The organism is Photobacterium galatheae, assembly GCF_000695255.1.
GTDB classification, from domain to species: domain Bacteria; phylum Pseudomonadota; class Gammaproteobacteria; order Enterobacterales; family Vibrionaceae; genus Photobacterium; species Photobacterium galatheae.
In genome coordinates this window covers 90,044-107,093 of the sequence record NZ_JMIB01000021.1, presented here as the reverse complement: position 1 = coordinate 107,093, position 17,050 = coordinate 90,044, and the positions used below count along the sequence as shown (strand labels likewise).

Genomic DNA, 17,050 nt, shown 5'->3' with positions numbered 1-17,050 from the left:
CAAAAGACTATTGATTATGTTTATGAGAATCATTAGCATTTGACTCCATTATCAAATGCACTGAGTTAATTATGAAAACGCAGAATTACGCTTTTGTTACGCCAGCGGGTCAACATGATGTTGCAGCGGCGTGTTTCTTGAATGCCCTTGCCCGGGAATGTGCGGCGATTCAGTTTGAAAAAGATGAGCAGGGAAGCAGCTATCTGATCCCGCTTGCAAATCAGCAACGGATTCGCATCCCATTGCGTTACTTTTCTTCACTGGGTGTGCACGAATATCAGTTTCCTGCCTATCTGGACGGTGATACTTCAACAACATTCAGCTACCCGGAACTGGTTGCACGTATCCTTGAAGAACCATCTCTGGTTGGACTGGTGACGGAAGACCAGAAACAGATTTTCACAACCCGTGTGCTTGAAAGTCATCACAATACCTACAGTGCTGCCAGTCAGAGTCCTTATGGTGAGGCGTTGTTCAATCAGGCGCTGAACTTCCAGCAGGCTGAGCAAGGTTTGCTGATTGGTCACTCGTTCCATCCGGCACCCAAAAGCCGTGAACAGTTCAGCGCAGAAGATGCGAAGAAGTTTTCTCCGGAATTTGGCAGTCATTTCCCGCTGCGTTGGCTGGCGGTTGATCAATCCATTCTGATTTCTGGCAGTTCTGCCGATAAAACCATGATCGAGCGAATGGCTGAGTTGTTGCAGGCAGACGCTGCTTTCGACCAAGCGCTTGTTTCACAGCTGGCCGAAAATCAGGTGCTGTTACCCGCACACCCATGGCAATGGCAGGTATTCAGCCAGTATCCGGACGTGATTGAATATCTTGAGCAAGGTTTGATCAAGGATCTGGGTGAAGCGGGCAGTGACTGGTATCCGACGTCTTCAACGCGTTCTCTGTACGCACCAGCATTGCCTTATATGCTGAAGTTCTCCCTGAGCGTCAAGCTCACCAACTCCATTCGCAACCTGTCGGTGAAAGAGGTGATTCGCGGGACTCGCCTGAATCAGCTGTTTGCGGATACAGATATTCAGCAGGTGCTGGGTCAGGGGCAGGGCTTCCAGTTGATGCAAGAGCCGGCATATCTGGGCTTGGTAGACAAAAACGGCAAAGCCATTGATGAATCTCTGGTTGCATTCCGGGATAACCCGTTGGCCGCTAAGGTTGATGAGGAAGCTGTGGTGCTGGCAACGCTGGCCCAGCAAAACCCGTTCGGCGGGCAAAGCCTGCTTGCAAAACGTGTGGCCGATTATGCAGCAGGTCAGGGCATCAGTGTTGAGCAGGCGGCCAAAGACTGGTTCAGCGCTTACTGCAAGCATAGTGTGGTTTCTCTGTTTGACCTTCAGGCCAATTACGGCGTGGTCTTTCTGGCGCATCAGCAGAATATTGTGATGCAACTGAAAGACGGTTTCCCGGTTGGCATGTATTACCGCGACTGTCAGGGAACCGGCTATACCGATCTGGCGTTTGAGCGATTTGCTGATTCCCTGAACGATGCTTCGATCAAGAAAACCAGACAGGATATCGAAAACTACTGGAATCAGGATAAAGTCCGTCGTTACTTCGCTTACTACCTGATCATCAATTCAACCTTCAATGTGATTGGTGCGATCGGTGCCGGTACGGGTGTAGATGAAATGGCACTGGTTGCGATTCTGCGCGAGCAACTGGAAGCACTCAAAGCCCGTGGCGTTCGTGATTCTGCCTGCCTTGATTATGTGCTGAACGATGAAGGTCTGTGCTGTAAAGGCAACTTCTTCTGTTATCTGCAGAACTTCAATGAAAACTCGATTCCGGATCCGGCGGTGATTTATTTTGACCTGCCAAACCCACTGATCAATGTGAAGGAAGCGATGTATGTTTGAGGCGAAGACTTTTCAGGCTATCGGTGCTGGCCAGACCCAGGAAGCCGGACAAGAGAGATCTCGACACGTGCAATTGACACTGTCGGCGCAAGATCTCCGGAATCCTCAGGCACTTGCGCAGCTGATGGCAGATTTAGATGGTGAGTTCAGCCATCAGCCAGAGTGTGAGTCTCTTCAGCTTGAGGCACCTCAGGCATTGCTCGTTCAACTGGCAACCACACTACCATTGTGTGAAGGCAATCGGTTGTATAAATCGATGTTTTATCAGATGCCGGGACAATGGCATCTGCATACGCCTTCGAGCTACTTTCCAATGATGGCGGTGCAGTCGAACACTCAGTATCGTCATCATCCTCTGCGTCCAGACATGCCGACCGGGACGGTTTACAAGCGTTTTGATCATCAGGCTGATCTGGCGGTGTCTTTCCGGGTGTTCGATATGGAACGGGACTTAGATGTATTTGTGCGCTGGATGAATGATCCCCGTGTCGCCGATTTCTGGGAACAGGCCTGGAGCAAAGAAGAACTGGCTGAATTTGCACAATCCCGACTGAATGATCCACACATCGTTCCGCTGATTGGTGAGTTCAATGGGGAAGCGTTTGGTTACATCGAGGCTTACTGGGTGAGTGAAGACCGGTTGGCGCCTTACTACGACGTTCAGCCTTATGATCGGGGTATCCACTTGCTCGTGGGTGAAGCTCAGTTCCGTGGCCCGCGTTTTTTCAATTGCTGGATGCGTGCCATCAGTCATTACCTCTTCATTGATGATGTCCGTACAAGCCGCATCGTGTTGGAACCTCGTGCAGATAACCAGCGCTTGTTTAACCGCATTGAGGCCGTGGGCTACCGGAAACTGTTTGAGTTTAATTTCCCGCACAAACGTTCAGCATTTCTGATGCTGGAACGCGGCGCATTTTTTGGAGAGCAGTGGTGATGATTCAGCAGGCACTACAACAGTACTGGCCACAGGCAAACCGTGCCATTGTGGCGAAGATGATCAGTGAATTTGCGTATGAGCAGGCATTTCGTTTTGAGGAGACGGCACAGGGTTATGTGCTGAATCTGGATGATGGCGTCAGCTACCACTTCCGGGGGAAAGCCAATATCTGGGGACAGATCGTGATTGAACCGGAATCTGTGACCCGTTCACCCGAAACCGGATCGGTGCTGGCAACCCAATTCATGATGGATATTCAGCGTTTGCTGAATATGCCGGATGAAGCCATGGCGGAGCACTTTGAAGATCTGAATGCGACCTTGCTGGGTGACTGCAAACTGGCTGTGAAAAAGCAGGCAATGACAGCCAAAGATCTGGCGAACCTGAGCTGTGAATTACAACAAACCTATTTTGATGGTCATCCGAAGTTTGCCTTTAATAAAGGCCGCAGGGGCTGGGGAACTGACGATCTGGATTTGTACGCGCCTGAATCACAGCGGGCGTTTCAGCTGGGTTGGATTGCTGTTCATCAATCTGTCTTGCAGCAATCGACCAATGAAACCACGCGCTGGGAGCAATTGATCGATTCAGCGATGACAGAGGTCGAGCAGGAAAAACTGGCACAGGCTTTTCGTGCTTTTGAGGTGAATCCGCAGGACTATACCCTGATCCCGGTTCATCCGTGGCAATGGTCGCAGAAGCTGTCGCTGCTGTTTATCCGTGAAATCGCAGATAAAACAATGCTTTATTTGGGTGAGTTCGGTGATTATTTCCTGCCGCAGCTTTCAATTCGCACCCTGAGTAATGTGTCCCGCCCGCAGGGGTACGACATTAAACTGCCGTTGACCATTATGAATACCTCCTGTTATCGCGGGATCCCGGGCCGCTACATTCTGGCCGGACCATTGGCGTCAGACTGGATTGATCAGGTATTCAAAACCGATCCGCTGCTGGTGGGTAAAGGCGCGGAAGTATTGCAGGAACCGGCATCGGCTTATGCAGCTCAGGCGGACTATCAGCGACTGGAAAAAGCGCCATATCGTTATCACGAACTGCTGGGTGTGATCTGGCGTGAATCGCTGGCGTCCAAGCTCAAAGACAACGAGTCTGCGATTCTGATGGCTGCTTTGATGGAATCGGATTCACAGGGAAATCCGTTGATTGGCGAATACATTGCCGCGTCCGGACTTACTGCGGAAGTCTGGCTGACCCGTTTGTTTGATGCTGTGGTGATTCCGTTCTATCACTTACTGACTAAATATGGCGTTTCCCTGATTGCCCATGGTCAGAACATTACGATTGTGATGGAAAATCATGCCCCGAAACGCATCTTGCTGAAAGACTTTCAGGGAGATATGCGCTTGGTGGAAAGGGAATTACCGGAGCAGGCATCGCTGCATCCGCAAGTGAAAGCCGCCACCGTTCGACTGCCGGAAGAATTGATCATTCACGATCTTCAGACCGGGCACTTTGTGACTGTACTGCGGTTTATTTCCCCGCTGGTGGAAAAACTTGGTTTCACTGAGCAGCAGTTCTATCGCCTGCTGGGTGATCGGATTCAATTACATATCAATCAACACCCGGAACTTGCAGAACGGTTTGAACGACTGGATCTGTTTAAGCCGCGTATTCTGCGCATCGGTTTGAATCTGGCGAAGTTCAGACACAGTACCGACAGCAGTGCTTCCCGTATGTTGCCAGACATGGATGACATGCTGGACAACCCTCTATTTTTGGCCCAAGAACAATAAGGAATGAACCATGGAACTGAATAATCAAAAAGAATGTCTGGATCTGGCTGGTGTGGGTGTCGGGCCGTTTAACCTGAGCGTGGCGGCACTGCTGGAAACGAATACTCAACTGAATACCTGCTTTTTCGAAGGCCGTGAATCATTCTCATGGCATCCGGGCCTGCTGTTGGATAACACCAACATGCAGACCATGTTCCTGAAAGATCTGGTGACGGCGGTGAATCCGCAAAGCCCGTATTCTTTCCTGTCTTATCTGGTGAATCAGAAGAAGTTCTATCGTTTTCTGTCTGCTGAACTGAACTGCATCAGTCGTCATGAGTTTTCAGATTATCTGGCCTGGGCGTCACATCAGCTGTCGAATGTTCAGTTTGACAGCCGCGTAGAGCACATTGAATACACGGGTGAAGCGTTCGAAATTCAGACCACTCAGGGATCTTATCTGGCGAAAAACCTGTGTATTGGGACCGGAAAAGTTCCTTCGATTCCTGAGTGCGCTAAGCCGCACATCAGCGATAAAGTCTTCCATGCTGCGGAAATGGGCTTACGTGACCGCGATTTTACCGGCAAACGTGTGATGATCGTCGGCGGTGGCCAGAGCGGTGCCGATATTTTCCTGAATGTTCTGAACGGGAAGTGGGGCAAAGTGAAAAGCCTGGACTGGCTGTCACGCCGTTCAAACTTCCAGCCACTGGATGAGGCAGCGTTCACCAATGAGTTTTTCACGCCTGAGTACGTCGAAACTTTCGTGGGCCTGGAATCTTCTGTGAAGCAGTCAGAAATTGATGCGCAAAAACTGACGTCAGACGGCATCACGCAGGCAGCGCTGCTGTCGATTTATCGCGAGCTTTACCATAGATTTGATGTCTTGAAAGAAGATAAATGGGTGCGTCTGCTGCCGCATCGCTCCATGAGTGCGCTGGAAAGCAAGGCTGGATCTTTCTCCGTTCAGGCATTGAATGCGCTGAGCCAGCAGGCAGAAATGCACGAAGCCGACATTATCATTTTGGCGACCGGCTTTAGTGCGCCTTATCCACAGTGTCTGAAATCTATCATGCCAATGCTGGATTTGGATGAAAATGGCCGCTACGGCATGACGGAAAACTTTGAACTGAAGTGGGAAGGCAGCGCGAAAAACAAGATTTTTGCTGTGAATGCCGGTATGCACAGTCATGGGATTGCAGAGCCACAACTGAGTTTGATGGCATGGCGTAGCGCGCGGATCATCAACCAGCTTTGCCAGAAACCGGTGTTCGATATCGACAGCGATAAGGGCATGATTGAGTGGGTGACGGAAAGCCTTGTGACAGAGTATGCCAAAGCGTCTTGAGAAGCGCTCAGGCCTTATTGATGACCATATAAAAAATAAGGCCTTCAAAATAGACAAATAAGTTGAACTTTTTTAACGTCAGATATGGAAATAAAGTGGCAAATGAGTATTATTATCAAACTTGTTTGTTTCAACGTTACCTGAAAAATATAAAGTGATTACAATGGCAGTGAAAAAAGGGATGTTTCAATTGACGACTGTGGCCGCTGCGGTGGCCGCTTCAACGTTTGTTTCCAGTTCAGTCTTTGCTCAAGAATACAAGACGACCGAAGAAAAAATGGTGGTGGTGTCCAGCCGTGCACCCAAAGCGATCAGCGACATTCCGGGCACTGTCTGGTACGTTGACAGCGCACAAATCGAACAGGAATACCGGGGCGGTAAAAGCCTGGGTGAGATTCTGGGAGATTCGATTCCTTCTCTTGATGTGAGTAGCGGCGCTCGAACTAACTTTGGGCAGAACCTGCGTGGTCGTGCGATGCTGGTCATGATTGATGGTGTATCACTGCAATCATCTCGTTCTATCAGCCGCCATTTGGATTCAATTGATCCATTTAATATTGAACGTATTGAAGTATTGTCAGGTGCATCTTCTGTGTATGGAGCGGGTGCGTCTGGTGGTGTCGTGAATATCATCACGAAAAAAGCTGATAGTGAAGAACTCCAGTTTGAAAGCTATGTCAGTAGTACAACAGGTCTAAACTCAAGCGATGACTTTGATTACAAACTGGCGCAGTCTATTTCTGGCGGAAATGATCGAGTAAAAACTCGCGCAGCTGCTGTTTATACAGAGACGCAGGGCTTTTATGATGCAGATGGCGATATTGTAACACCTGATATATCACAAGGTTCATTACAGTATAATGAAACCATTGATGCGCAGATTCACTCTTCAATTGCGCTGTCTGACACCCAGTCATTAGACTTTTTGGCACAGTATTATGACAGCCAGCAAGACTCTCCTTATGGTTTATACATTGTTAACAGTCAGTTTGTTGATGTACGTAAAGGATTTAAGTCAGATCGTCAGCACGGAACTGAGCGTATTCTTTTGAATGCAGCTTATAGCAACAGTGACTTTTTGAATCACCAACTGCTTGCAGAGTTGTCTTATCGTACTGAAGAGCAGACTTATACACCTTACTATCAGTCAGCATCACAGCAGAAAACCGATGTATTATCGCTGCAACTAGCTTTATCTAAGCAGTTTGGCAGTTTGAACCTTGTCTATGGCCTAGACGGTTACATTGATAGTTTAGAGAATAATCAAGCGCTCTTTGACCCAACTGTTGCAAACAATTCAGGTAACCTGGTTAATGAAACTTACGCGAAAATTGGCCGTTATCCAGGGGTAGAAGTGCGTTCCATTGCTGCCTTCATTCAGGCCGGCTATGACATTACTGAAAATTGGTCTGTTCAGGGTGGCTACCGCTACCAGTATATGGACAACGAAATTGATGACTTCGTAGCTTATAGTACCCAGAAGAAAATTGCGACGGGCAAAGGCGTTTCGGCCGACGCTGTACCAGGCGGTTCAACCAGTTATAATGTTGGCTTGTTTAATTTAGGTACTATCTATAAATTCTCACCACAAACCCAGATTTGGGCAAACTTTTCGCAAGGCTTTGATCTGCCTGATCCAGCTAAATACTATGGTCAGGGTACTTATGAGCCTGTAGATGCCAATGGTCATTATGCATTGAGCTCCAGTATCAATGTTAATGATTCTAAAATGTCTGGTATTAAAACGGATAGTTTTGAGGTTGGTTTACGAGCTGAACAAGATGATTTGAGTTTCCAAACTGCAGCCTATTATTCTTTGTCAGATAAGTCTGTTGGCTATAATAAAGTGACACAACTTATCGAGAGTTTAGAGAGTAAGAAGCGTGTATATGGCCTTGAAGCCATGCTTTCTTATTGGGCAACAGACAGTATTCAAATTGGAACTTCTGGTCATTATGTTGTTTCAGAAAACAAAGATGACACTAAGTGGAAAGATTCGACTGCCGCTGAAGCCAGTATTCCGAAGGCTGATGCGTGGATTGGTTGGTATGGTAATGATTTGGCTGTGAAATTGCATTCTCAAACACTCTTTGATTATAAAGATGAAACGAAAAATGAGGATCAGCCGAAAAACAACAAGATTGAAGGTTATACCTTAGTTGATTTGATTGGTACTTATCAGTTACCTGTTGGTAGTCTGGGCTTTGGTGTGAATAACCTTTTCAATGAGGATTACACGACGCTCTGGGGGCAGCGAGCGCAGATTCAATACGTGAAACATTACGCTCCAGCTGCGTATGACTATCGTGGCCGTGGCCGCACTTTCACGGTGAACTATCAGGTGAAATTTTAAGGTCAACTGACCTTCAGCCCCTGAAAATGAACCGCCCGCTGATACCGGGCGGTTTTTTTCGTTTTGAACCAAGAGCAATATTTTTCCTCCCCGAGTGACCCATTTTCTCTGCCTGTCAGGCTTGATGCTTGATGGCACCATAAAAGCATAAAAGCATAAAAGCATAAAAGCATAAAAGCGCCCCTAAATGAATTCCATACCTGCTGTAGCATGCAGCGCCTGAACATTACCTGTCTTCTTCCCGCACAAGACAACTGGATTCATTGGGAGTCAACATGAAAAAAACATTTGTTCCGGCTTTGCTGCTGGCAGCGGCTGGGTTAACTGCCTGTGGTGATGAAGCCATCACATCGCAGATTGCAACAGAAGAGAATCAACAGGCAGCGCTTCAGGTCAATGATGAGAACCCGGTGATTCTGCGGGTTGATTTCAAACTTGCCAATCAGTTACCTGATGTTGTGCCTGAAGGGGCCGTTTATGGATATGGGGTTCAATTTGATGCCAACGGGTCCGGGGTAGTCGATGCCGGGGATATCGCGCTGTCTGTGGTTATGGCGGGGGCAGAAACCGGGTTCAATACCTTTGTTCAGGCCTTATCTCATCTCAATGAACTGACGTCAGTTAAGCGTTTGGTGGAACTTCGGGTCGCCGCGCTGACATTGGCAATGATTACATTCCTGATGCCGCTCCTAGCAACCCGGTCTACCATCAGGGCAGTAATGCGTTTCTCGATGATGCGATTGGTGATTTTTACGGCTTGAATTCGATCGCAGACATTGACTCTGTTGCGATTCATTTTGTGAGGGAGCCACAATAATCTGGCAAGCGCTCAGAAATAGCGACACAGAATTAAAAAAGCCGCCTGGGTGAGTTCATCCCGGGCGGCAAATGTTCAGCAAGAGAAATATTTATTATAGGTAGAATACGTTATTTCAGCGCAGGGAAGGTCTGATAGCGAACACCCATCATTTGTTCCATACAGTGAACCACCTGGCAGCTGTAGCCAAATTCATTGTCATACCAGATGTACAGGACACAACGCTTATCCTGAGCGATGGTGGCTGCGCCGTCCACAACACCGGCATGGCGAGAACCGACGATATCGCTGGACACAATCTCAGTAGATTGCGTGTAATCAATCTGGCCAGACAGAGCAGAGTTCAGCGCGACGTTGCGCAGATAGACGTTAAGCTCTTCAGCAGAGACATCTGTGTTCAGATTCAGGTTGGCAACGGCCATTGACACGTTCGGGGTCGGTACACGAATCGCATTGCCTGTCAGTTTCCCTGCCAGTGCCGGCAGTGCTTTTGCAACCGCTTTCGCTGCGCCTGTTGAGGTCAGAACCATGTTCAGCGATGCTGAACGGCCACGACGCTCACCGGAGTGGAAATTATCGATCAGGTTCTGGTCATTGGTGTAAGAGTGAACAGTTTCGATGTGACCATTCAGAACGCCATATTTGTCGTTCACTGCTTTCAGAACAGGGGTGATCGCGTTGGTGGTACAGCTTGCCGCGGAGATAATGGTATCTTCGCTCAGGATGTCATTTTCATTGACACCAAAGACGATGTTCTTAATTTCGCCTTTACCCGGTGCAGTCAGCAACACTTTTGCAGCACCCGGGCACTTCAGATGCTGACTCAGGCCATCGGCATCTCGCCAGATCCCGGTGTTATCAACAATCAGCGCATTGTTGATGCCGTAAGTGGTGTAATCCACTTCTGCCGGGCTGTTCGCATAGATGACCTGAATGTAGTTACCGTTGACAATGATCGCTTTGCGTTCTTCGTCCACAGTGATGCTGCCGTTGAACTGGCCGTGAACCGAATCACGACGCAGCAGGCTGGCACGTTTTTCCAGATCACCGTTTTTACCGCCACGAACCACAATGGCACGCAGGCGCAGCGGATAACCTGCACCGCTTTTTTCAATCAGCAAACGCGCCAGCAGACGACCGATACGGCCAAAACCATACAGCACAACATCGCGTGACTGCAAAGATTCAGTGCTGCTCAGCGAGTCAGCCAAGGCTGTTTGCAGAAAATCATCCAGACCATTTTCATCCTGATGCGCTTTCCAGTAATTGCTCGCCAGCTGGCCAACATCAATACGGCAGGGGGACAGGTCCAGATGGTTGAGTTTTTCAATGATTGGCAGAGTCAGGGAAGGTGAGATTTCTGTTTCTGTGTATCGTTTGCCGATGCGGTGGGCTTTAATCAGTTCAATGACAGAAGCATTGACGATTTGACGACCGAACAACAGGACTTCGACGCCTTTTTGTCGATAGAGCTGGCCAAGAATTGGTGAGATGGATTCAGCATTAGTTTGGCTGGTTTGCCAGTCGAGGAGGTATTTTTCCGGACTCATCTTTACTTAGGACCTTTCACGTATAGGGAAGAAAAACAGGCATTTATCCTGTGAACTGTAATTGTTTTTATGGGCAGGGATTGTAACGGTCGTTATGTTTTTATCCTAGTAAAATTAATCACTTGTATTTGTGATCTCGATCTTTTGTAACTTGTGATCTTTATCATTAAGGCAGGGGGATATGCTGAAAAAAGTGTGATGTCAGGAATTACTTATTTTTAGTGGATTATTAGGATGATTGTAATAAAACAAGAAAAAATGGTGGTTTGACGGAAAACCTTTTCAAAAGTTAGTTTTTTTACAAAAAAATGAGTCTTTCTTCACCACAGCCAGCGAAAGTCGGGCAAATTCCTGAAAAATGCACTGAGGGTATCGTTTGCATCGGGTTCAGATAAGACTGACGTAGGGTGGTCTGGGTGTGTTTTGAGCATGAAGTCTGAAATGCGCGTTCTTGCCATCTCTTTTCTTTCTGTTGATTTCTTTTTTGTTTCTTTTACACCCAGACCGGTAAGATCCCTTTGAAGAAGACAAAGCGTGATAAAACTCACGTCATCTGTTAAGATGGCGCCAATTTCCAACAAAAAGCTGCCGGTGATTAGGCAGCTTTTTTCATGTCTGATTTTTTGTTGTAGGAACCTATTTTGATCACAACAGCGAACATCACCATGCAGTTTGGCGATAAGCCACTGTTTGAAAACATCTCCGTCAAATTCGGCGAAGGTAACCGTTACGGTCTGATTGGCGCGAATGGTTGCGGTAAGTCGACGTTTATGAAAATTCTGAGTGGAGAGCTGGAGCCTTCGGCTGGTGTGGTCAATAAAGATCAGAACGAGCGCATGGCTAAGCTGGGTCAGGATCAGTTCGCATTTGAAGAGTTCACAGTGGTCGATACCGTGATTATGGGTCACAAAGAGCTGTGGGAAATCAAAGCCGAGCGTGACCGCATTTACTCACTGCCAGAAATGTCAGAAGAAGACGGCATGCGCGTCGCCGATCTGGAAACTGAATTCGCAGAGATGGACGGTTACTCCGCGGAAGCCCGTGCCGGTGAACTGCTGTTGGGTTTGGGTATTCCTGAGCACCTGCACTTTGGCCTGATGAGTGAAGTGGCACCTGGTCTGAAAGTGCGTGTTTTATTGGCTCAGGTTCTGTTTGCAGACCCTGAAATCATGCTGCTTGACGAACCGACGAACAACCTGGACATCAACACCATCCGTTGGTTAGAGCAAATTCTGATGCAGCGTAACTGCACCATGATTATCATTTCGCACGACCGTCACTTCCTGAATACCGTGTGTACTCACATGGCGGATCTGGATTACGGCGCACTGCGTACGTTCCCGGGCAACTACGATGAATACATGGTTGCGGCGACTCAGGCACGTGAACGCCTGCTGGCAGATAATGCGAAGAAGAAAGCACAGATCGCTGAACTGAATACGTTCGTCAGCCGTTTCTCTGCAAACGCCTCGAAAGCAAAACAGGCGACTTCTCGTCTGAAGCAGATTGATAAGATTCAGCTGGAAGAAGTGAAAGCTTCAAGCCGTCAGAACCCATTCATTCGTTTTGAACAGGACAAAGAACTGTTCCGGAATGCGCTGGAAGTGGAAGGTCTGAAACAAGGTTACGGCGAGAACATTCTGATCAACGGTGTCAACCTGATGGTTGAAGTTGGTGAGCGTATTGCGATCATCGGTGAGAATGGTATCGGTAAATCGACTTTCCTGAACACACTGGCCGGTGCGATGGCACCAATGGCAGGCTTGGTGAAATGGTCTGAGAATGCCAACATCGGTTTCTACGCGCAGGATCATTCTGCTGACTTTGATCTGGACATCAACCTGCTGGACTGGATGAGCCAGTGGAAAAATGAAGGGGATGATGAGCAGACGGTTCGCGGTATTCTGGGTCGTATGCTGTTTTCCCAGAACGATATTAAAAAGTCCGTTCGTGTGATTTCCGGTGGTGAGCAGGGTCGTATGCTGTTTGGTAAACTGATTATGCAAAAGCCAAACATTCTGCTGATGGATGAGCCAACCAACCACATGGATATGGAATCTATCGAATCGCTGAACCTGGCGCTGGAAAACTATAAAGGAACCCTGATGTTTGTATCACACGACCGTCAGTTCGTTTCTTCGATTGCGACACGTATTATCGAAATTACCAAAGAAGGTGTGAATGACTTCCACGGAACTTACGATGAGTACCTGCGTAAGCAAGGCATCGAGGGTTAAGCGAAAGTTGTTGTCAAAAGCCGCCAGTGTTGGCGGCTTTTTTCTATGCGGATGAAGAAATCTGAAAGAAGTGAAGGAACTGTCATGAAAATATGGGTTGATGCAGATGCCTGCCCGAATGTGATTAAAGAAATCATCTTTCGGGCGGCAAATCGTGTGGGTGTCAGTACGACGCTGGTGGCGAATCATGCGATTCGTGTTCCGCCATCGCCTCATATTCGAGCCATTCAGGTGATGTCTGGTTTTGATGTTGCTGATAATCATATTGTTCAGCACACCGAGCCAGGTGATTTGGTAATTACTGCAGATATACCACTCGCTGATGAGATTATCACCAAGGGAGCACATGCATTAAATCCGCGCGGTGAAATGTATTCAAAAGACACGATTAAGCAGCGTTTGCAAATGCGGGACTTTATGGAAACCATGCGCAGTAGTGGGATTCAAACAGGTGGCCCAGCACCGATCAGTCAGGCAGACCGGCAGCAGTTTGCCAATAAGCTGGATAGTTTCCTTTCAAAAGCGAAATAATTGACACGAGAGACATCAGGCTCATTGTCATTGGGCCTGACTGTTGTGCGATTTCTACGCTAACGTGATGTTTATTACAGTTTTTATATTCCCCTTATTGAAAATTATATTCTCTTGATGGAATATCGCAGCTCGTTTTGACGTGATATATACCTCAGTGCTTAGGCTGAATATGTTCGTATCAAAAATAGCGATTCAGTTGTATCTTTTTTTGATTTTCAATGTGGAATTTTATGCTCAGTAAGAATGTTCTATGTGCTTTTGTGGGTATTTCAGCGTTAACACTTTCTCCTGAGTCATTGGCTCAGTTTGATTTCGTGCTAGGTGCCGGTTATGACTTTGGGGGGGATACGATATCGACTGCGTATTATACCAATGGTGATTCAACGAAAGTAAAATCGGGTTCAGGTTTACTGGCCTTTGCTGGTGCAGATTTTTATTTACAAAACGATTTTAAAGTTCGTGGGACGATTGGTTATAAATCATCCAGCGCGAGCGCTACGAATGGCGAGATATCATTCAGCCGTATACCTGTTGACCTGCTGATTTTAAAACACTATGGGCAGCACCAGTTTGGTGTGGGTGCAACCTATCATACAGGTGTCGAGTTTGAATGTGAGGTTCATGGCACAAACCTTCCGTGTAATGATTCTTATGATTTTAAAAACAGCCTGGGCTTTATCGCTCATTATGAACATTTGATGCCGGCTGGAAATAATAACGCTTATGTGTTTGGCCTGCGTTACACCAAGATTGAATATGAAGGGAAAGGTTTCGACTTTTCTTATGATGGGAGTAGCTTCGGTGTGAACATCGGGTATATTTTCTAAAACACGTTCAACCGTATAAGAACCGGAAGAGAAATGTCGAAAGATATCGTCTCTTCCGGTTTTTTTGTACCCCTGAAGTATCAGCATTTTTATTTATCGCTAAGCTTTATTCTTTGAATGAGGGAATTGAGGTTGAATATACTTTTATGATATACAACCAGTTTCATTTTTTTTGTTCGTAAGAAATCACCTTACAGATGAATAGAGCGAAGGACATAGGGAATGCTTCAGTTAACGACGGAAAGATTGGTACTGCGTCCACTGACCATGAGTGATGCGGGTCCTTTGTTTGATATTTTTTCAGACCCGGAAGTCATGAAATACTGGGATGGTAGCCCCTGGCAGTCTATCGAAGAGGCGCATGACTATATCATGGCATCGAAGGCCTCGTTAGATGAACCGGAAAAACTGGTTTTTGGTATTTGTGATAAAACGGATCAGCATCTGCTTGGGAAATGCATGTTATTTAATATTCATTCAGCATCACAACGTGCTGAGGTAGGATTTGGTGTTGCGAAAGCCTACTGGGGAAAAGGTGTCGTATTTGAGGCTGTTTCGGCATTATTGCAGTTCGGATTTGAAGCGATGCAGCTGAATCGGGTGGAGGCAGAGATTGATCCAGAAAACATCGGCTCGGCCAGGCTGCTAGAAAAACTTGGTTTTGAGAAAGAAGGGTATTCACCAGAGAGATGGATTGTCGATGGACGGGTTTCAGACTCCGCTTTATTTGGTTTACTGGCGAAGCAGTGGTATTCACAGCGGTAGTCCCGGTGATTTTGTTGAAAAGCTGAGCCGATGTGCCTGAGGGGGAGTTTCGCGCGTCGTGGTAGCAGTCGCACTAACCGCAGCACCAGCAATAGCCTGATATGTGTTGATGAATCATACTTAGTGAATTCGTAGCGAAAGAGAGGTGTGCCATGTTTAGTGTGGAAAAAGTCGGGGATGATCGGTTGGATATTGCGATGAGCGGCAAACTCGATGCCCAGATGATGGGGCTGGCACTGGATGAACTCCTGGAAAAATCTGCCGAAATTGAACACGGTAAAATGCTGTTTGATGTTGTGGAATACCATTTGCCGTCTTTGGGCGCAATAGGTGTCGAGCTGTCCCGTATTCCAGCCATGATGGGTTTCATCCGAAAATTCGATCGGGCAGCCGTGTTATCTGATCAGGATTGGGTTAAAAAAATCAGTGAGCTGGAAGGTACATTGATGCCCGGGTTAACGATAAAAGCATTCAGCCGGGATCAGCGGGAGGAAGCTGTCACCTGGTTAGAGTATGCTCCGGAATAAACGAGCGCGCCATCAAGCGCGAAATCAGGATAATTGTGATTTGTATGTATCATGTGATGTTTGATGTAGACGGCACGTTGATTCAGTCTTGCGCATTTGATGAGCAATGCTTTCTTAAGGCGGTGAAAAGCGTCACCGGGCTGGATTTGCATCGCGGGTGGGAGCGTTATCCGCATGCGACCGACCGAGGCATTTTGCGAACCTTCATTGAAAATCAGGCACCTGAGGAAGAGTTAATTAGCCTGGAGAAGCGCGTGAAGGCGGCATTTATTCAGAGCGTTCAGTATCACTTGAACGACCATCCGGCGCAGGAAGTGCGTGGGGCGAAAGCATTTTTTCATCACTTGCAGGCTGACGATCGTTTTTTGGTGTCGGTTGCTACGGGCGGTTGGGGAGAAACGGCATTGTTGAAACTGCAATCTGCCGGTTTTCAGACGGATAACCTGCATTTGGCATCGTCGAATGATCACTATGCCCGCACACAGATCATGCTGAAAGCGAGAGAAAAAGCCGGAGATCGGGAAGTACTGCCCCTGACGTATTTTGGTGATGCAGTATGGGATTTGAAAGCCTGTCAGGAGCTTGGCGTGAATTTGGTGATTGTTGGGCAAAAAGTGGTACATGATCAGATGGTCAACGATTATCTCGACATGGCGCAGTTGTTTCGCTTTATTGCAGCCTGAACCGATGGATTCAGGTTGATTTTTGATGGAGTTTTTATGGATTCAAAGGAAGTGATGTCCGTTTACAATGCGTATGAACGGATTGAGATTGAACTACCGGGATTTACCAAATTGACATCCAATGGGGTGACTAAATTCAGTTCTGATACCAATCAGGGGGGATTTATCTCATTTTATGATTTCGCAGAATCAGAAGTGGATGCTGCGATCGCACGGGAAATTGCTTATTTCTCTCAACATTCATCATCCTTCGAGTGGAAGACTTACAGCACGGATTCGCCCGTGAATATCGGGGAGCGCTTACTGGCGCATGGCTTTCAGGCAGAAGCCTCAGAGTCATTTATGGTACTGGATTTGGCGACTGTGGTTCTGACAGATGTCGCGCACGATAGCATCACAGAAGTCCATGATCTTGAGGGGATTCAAGATGCCATGGCTGTTCAGGAACAAGTCTGGGCATCTGACCAAAGCAGTCATTTGGCGAATCTGCATTTTTTGAAGCAGACGCAGCCGGACTCTGTTTCTATTTATGTGATTTATGAGCAGGGCATTCCCGTCAGTTCTGCCTGGATCATTTTCAATGGTGATAGCCCCTTCGCTGGCATTTGGGGGGGCAGTACTCTGAAAGCCTATCGAGGGAAAGGGTATTATACCGCCTTGCTTCAAAAGCGAATTCAGGATGCCAAAAATCGTGGTAAACGTTATTTAACGATTGATGCGTCAGCAATGAGCAGGCCAATTGTAGAAAAGTATGGTTTTCACTTTATCGCTGAAACTGTCCCTTATCTGTATCAGTTTGAACGTTAGAACATCATACGCCTGCTTTTTTATCTAAACTGAATCTGAATTCTGAGTACATCTTGTTGTGAATCTTGTT

Annotated in this window: 15 protein-coding genes; 13 read left to right on the top strand and 2 right to left on the bottom strand. The window is 47.2% G+C overall.

Annotation, left to right across the window (positions count from 1 at the left end; genetic code table 11):
• Nucleotides 1-71 precede the first annotated feature (71 nt).
• The 6 genes from EA58_RS10315 (at nt 72) to EA58_RS10290 (ending at nt 8,994) form a co-directional block, all read left to right on the top strand.
• On the top strand, nt 72-1,862 hold the full coding sequence (locus EA58_RS10315) for an IucA/IucC family protein (protein WP_036752140.1): 1,791 nt from the start codon (nt 72-74) through the stop codon (nt 1,860-1,862).
• Nucleotides 1,855-2,799, top strand: a complete 945-nt coding sequence (locus EA58_RS10310; RefSeq protein WP_081819620.1) for a GNAT family N-acetyltransferase — start codon at nt 1,855-1,857, stop codon at nt 2,797-2,799. The genes EA58_RS10315 and EA58_RS10310 overlap by 8 nt, the downstream gene beginning before the upstream one ends.
• Nucleotides 2,799-4,553: an IucA/IucC family protein gene (locus tag EA58_RS10305; RefSeq protein ID WP_036752138.1), complete on the top strand. Its 1,755-nt coding sequence runs from the start codon at nt 2,799-2,801 to the stop codon at nt 4,551-4,553. Before EA58_RS10310 ends, EA58_RS10305 begins: the two co-directional genes overlap by 1 nt.
• 10 nt (nt 4,554-4,563) lie before the next feature.
• Entirely contained in the window at nt 4,564-5,880 is a 1,317-nt protein-coding gene (locus tag EA58_RS10300; protein ID WP_036752136.1) for a lysine N(6)-hydroxylase/L-ornithine N(5)-oxygenase family protein, read from the top strand.
• Between the two features lie 163 nt (nt 5,881-6,043).
• Nucleotides 6,044-8,233 (top strand): TonB-dependent receptor, encoded by a 2,190-nt coding sequence (locus EA58_RS10295; protein WP_036752480.1) that lies wholly within the window; start codon nt 6,044-6,046, stop codon nt 8,231-8,233.
• A 275-nt stretch (nt 8,234-8,508) separates the two neighbouring features.
• Nucleotides 8,509-8,994, top strand: coding sequence for a hypothetical protein (locus EA58_RS10290; protein ID WP_036752132.1), 486 nt, complete (start codon nt 8,509-8,511; stop codon nt 8,992-8,994).
• A gap of 166 nt (nt 8,995-9,160) precedes the next feature.
• Here EA58_RS10290 and EA58_RS10285 read toward each other — a convergent pair whose 3' ends face one another.
• Both EA58_RS10285 and EA58_RS21560 read right to left on the bottom strand, forming a co-directional pair.
• On the bottom strand, nt 9,161-10,600 hold the full coding sequence (locus EA58_RS10285) for a glyceraldehyde-3-phosphate dehydrogenase (protein WP_036752129.1): 1,440 nt from the start codon (nt 10,598-10,600) through the stop codon (nt 9,161-9,163).
• Between the two features lie 320 nt (nt 10,601-10,920).
• Nucleotides 10,921-11,178 carry a hypothetical protein gene (locus tag EA58_RS21560; RefSeq protein ID WP_152547985.1) on the bottom strand — a complete coding sequence of 86 codons (258 nt, stop codon included), beginning with the start codon at nt 11,176-11,178 and terminating at the stop codon, nt 10,921-10,923.
• Nucleotides 11,179-11,241: 63 nt separating this feature from the next.
• On the opposite strand from EA58_RS21560, the gene EA58_RS10280 reads away from it, so the two are divergent.
• From EA58_RS10280 to EA58_RS10250, 7 genes are all read left to right on the top strand, one after another.
• Nucleotides 11,242-12,837, top strand: coding sequence for an ABC-F family ATPase (locus tag EA58_RS10280; protein WP_036752126.1), 1,596 nt, complete (start codon nt 11,242-11,244; stop codon nt 12,835-12,837).
• Nucleotides 12,838-12,921: 84 nt separating this feature from the next.
• On the top strand, nt 12,922-13,368 hold the full coding sequence (locus tag EA58_RS10275; protein ID WP_036752123.1) for a YaiI/YqxD family protein: 447 nt from the start codon (nt 12,922-12,924) through the stop codon (nt 13,366-13,368).
• Between the two features lie 233 nt (nt 13,369-13,601).
• On the top strand, nt 13,602-14,198 hold the full coding sequence (locus EA58_RS10270; protein ID WP_051642011.1) for a hypothetical protein: 597 nt from the start codon (nt 13,602-13,604) through the stop codon (nt 14,196-14,198).
• A 222-nt stretch (nt 14,199-14,420) separates the two neighbouring features.
• Nucleotides 14,421-14,963 carry a GNAT family N-acetyltransferase gene (locus EA58_RS10265; RefSeq protein WP_036752121.1) on the top strand — a complete coding sequence of 181 codons (543 nt, stop codon included), beginning with the start codon at nt 14,421-14,423 and terminating at the stop codon, nt 14,961-14,963.
• Nucleotides 14,964-15,115: 152 nt separating this feature from the next.
• Nucleotides 15,116-15,490 carry a SpoIIAA family protein gene (locus EA58_RS10260; protein ID WP_036752118.1) on the top strand — a complete coding sequence of 125 codons (375 nt, stop codon included), beginning with the start codon at nt 15,116-15,118 and terminating at the stop codon, nt 15,488-15,490.
• 44 nt (nt 15,491-15,534) lie between these two features.
• Nucleotides 15,535-16,173 carry an HAD family hydrolase gene (locus EA58_RS10255; protein WP_036752115.1) on the top strand — a complete coding sequence of 213 codons (639 nt, stop codon included), beginning with the start codon at nt 15,535-15,537 and terminating at the stop codon, nt 16,171-16,173.
• Nucleotides 16,174-16,209: 36 nt separating this feature from the next.
• Nucleotides 16,210-16,980, top strand: coding sequence for a GNAT family N-acetyltransferase (locus EA58_RS10250; protein ID WP_036752112.1), 771 nt, complete (start codon nt 16,210-16,212; stop codon nt 16,978-16,980).
• Nucleotides 16,981-17,050 lie beyond the last annotated feature (70 nt).

What these genes read in the sequence shown, in the direction of transcription:
- EA58_RS10265 (WP_036752121.1), top strand. Translation starts at nt 14,421, where the DNA reads ATGCTTCAGTTAACGACGGAAAGATTGGTACTGCGTCCACTGACCATG.
- EA58_RS10285 (WP_036752129.1), bottom strand. Translation starts at nt 10,600, where the DNA reads ATGAGTCCGGAAAAATACCTCCTCGACTGGCAAACCAGCCAAACTAAT.
- EA58_RS10310 (WP_081819620.1), top strand. Translation starts at nt 1,855, where the DNA reads ATGTTTGAGGCGAAGACTTTTCAGGCTATCGGTGCTGGCCAGACCCAG.
- EA58_RS10260 (WP_036752118.1), top strand. Translation starts at nt 15,116, where the DNA reads ATGTTTAGTGTGGAAAAAGTCGGGGATGATCGGTTGGATATTGCGATG.
- EA58_RS10315 (WP_036752140.1), top strand. Translation starts at nt 72, where the DNA reads ATGAAAACGCAGAATTACGCTTTTGTTACGCCAGCGGGTCAACATGAT.
- EA58_RS10290 (WP_036752132.1), top strand. Translation starts at nt 8,509, where the DNA reads ATGAAAAAAACATTTGTTCCGGCTTTGCTGCTGGCAGCGGCTGGGTTA.
- EA58_RS10255 (WP_036752115.1), top strand. Translation starts at nt 15,535, where the DNA reads ATGTATCATGTGATGTTTGATGTAGACGGCACGTTGATTCAGTCTTGC.
- EA58_RS10305 (WP_036752138.1), top strand. Translation starts at nt 2,799, where the DNA reads ATGATTCAGCAGGCACTACAACAGTACTGGCCACAGGCAAACCGTGCC.
- EA58_RS10270 (WP_051642011.1), top strand. Translation starts at nt 13,602, where the DNA reads ATGCTCAGTAAGAATGTTCTATGTGCTTTTGTGGGTATTTCAGCGTTA.
- EA58_RS10300 (WP_036752136.1), top strand. Translation starts at nt 4,564, where the DNA reads ATGGAACTGAATAATCAAAAAGAATGTCTGGATCTGGCTGGTGTGGGT.
- EA58_RS10250 (WP_036752112.1), top strand. Translation starts at nt 16,210, where the DNA reads ATGGATTCAAAGGAAGTGATGTCCGTTTACAATGCGTATGAACGGATT.
- EA58_RS10295 (WP_036752480.1), top strand. Translation starts at nt 6,044, where the DNA reads ATGGCAGTGAAAAAAGGGATGTTTCAATTGACGACTGTGGCCGCTGCG.
- EA58_RS10275 (WP_036752123.1), top strand. Translation starts at nt 12,922, where the DNA reads ATGAAAATATGGGTTGATGCAGATGCCTGCCCGAATGTGATTAAAGAA.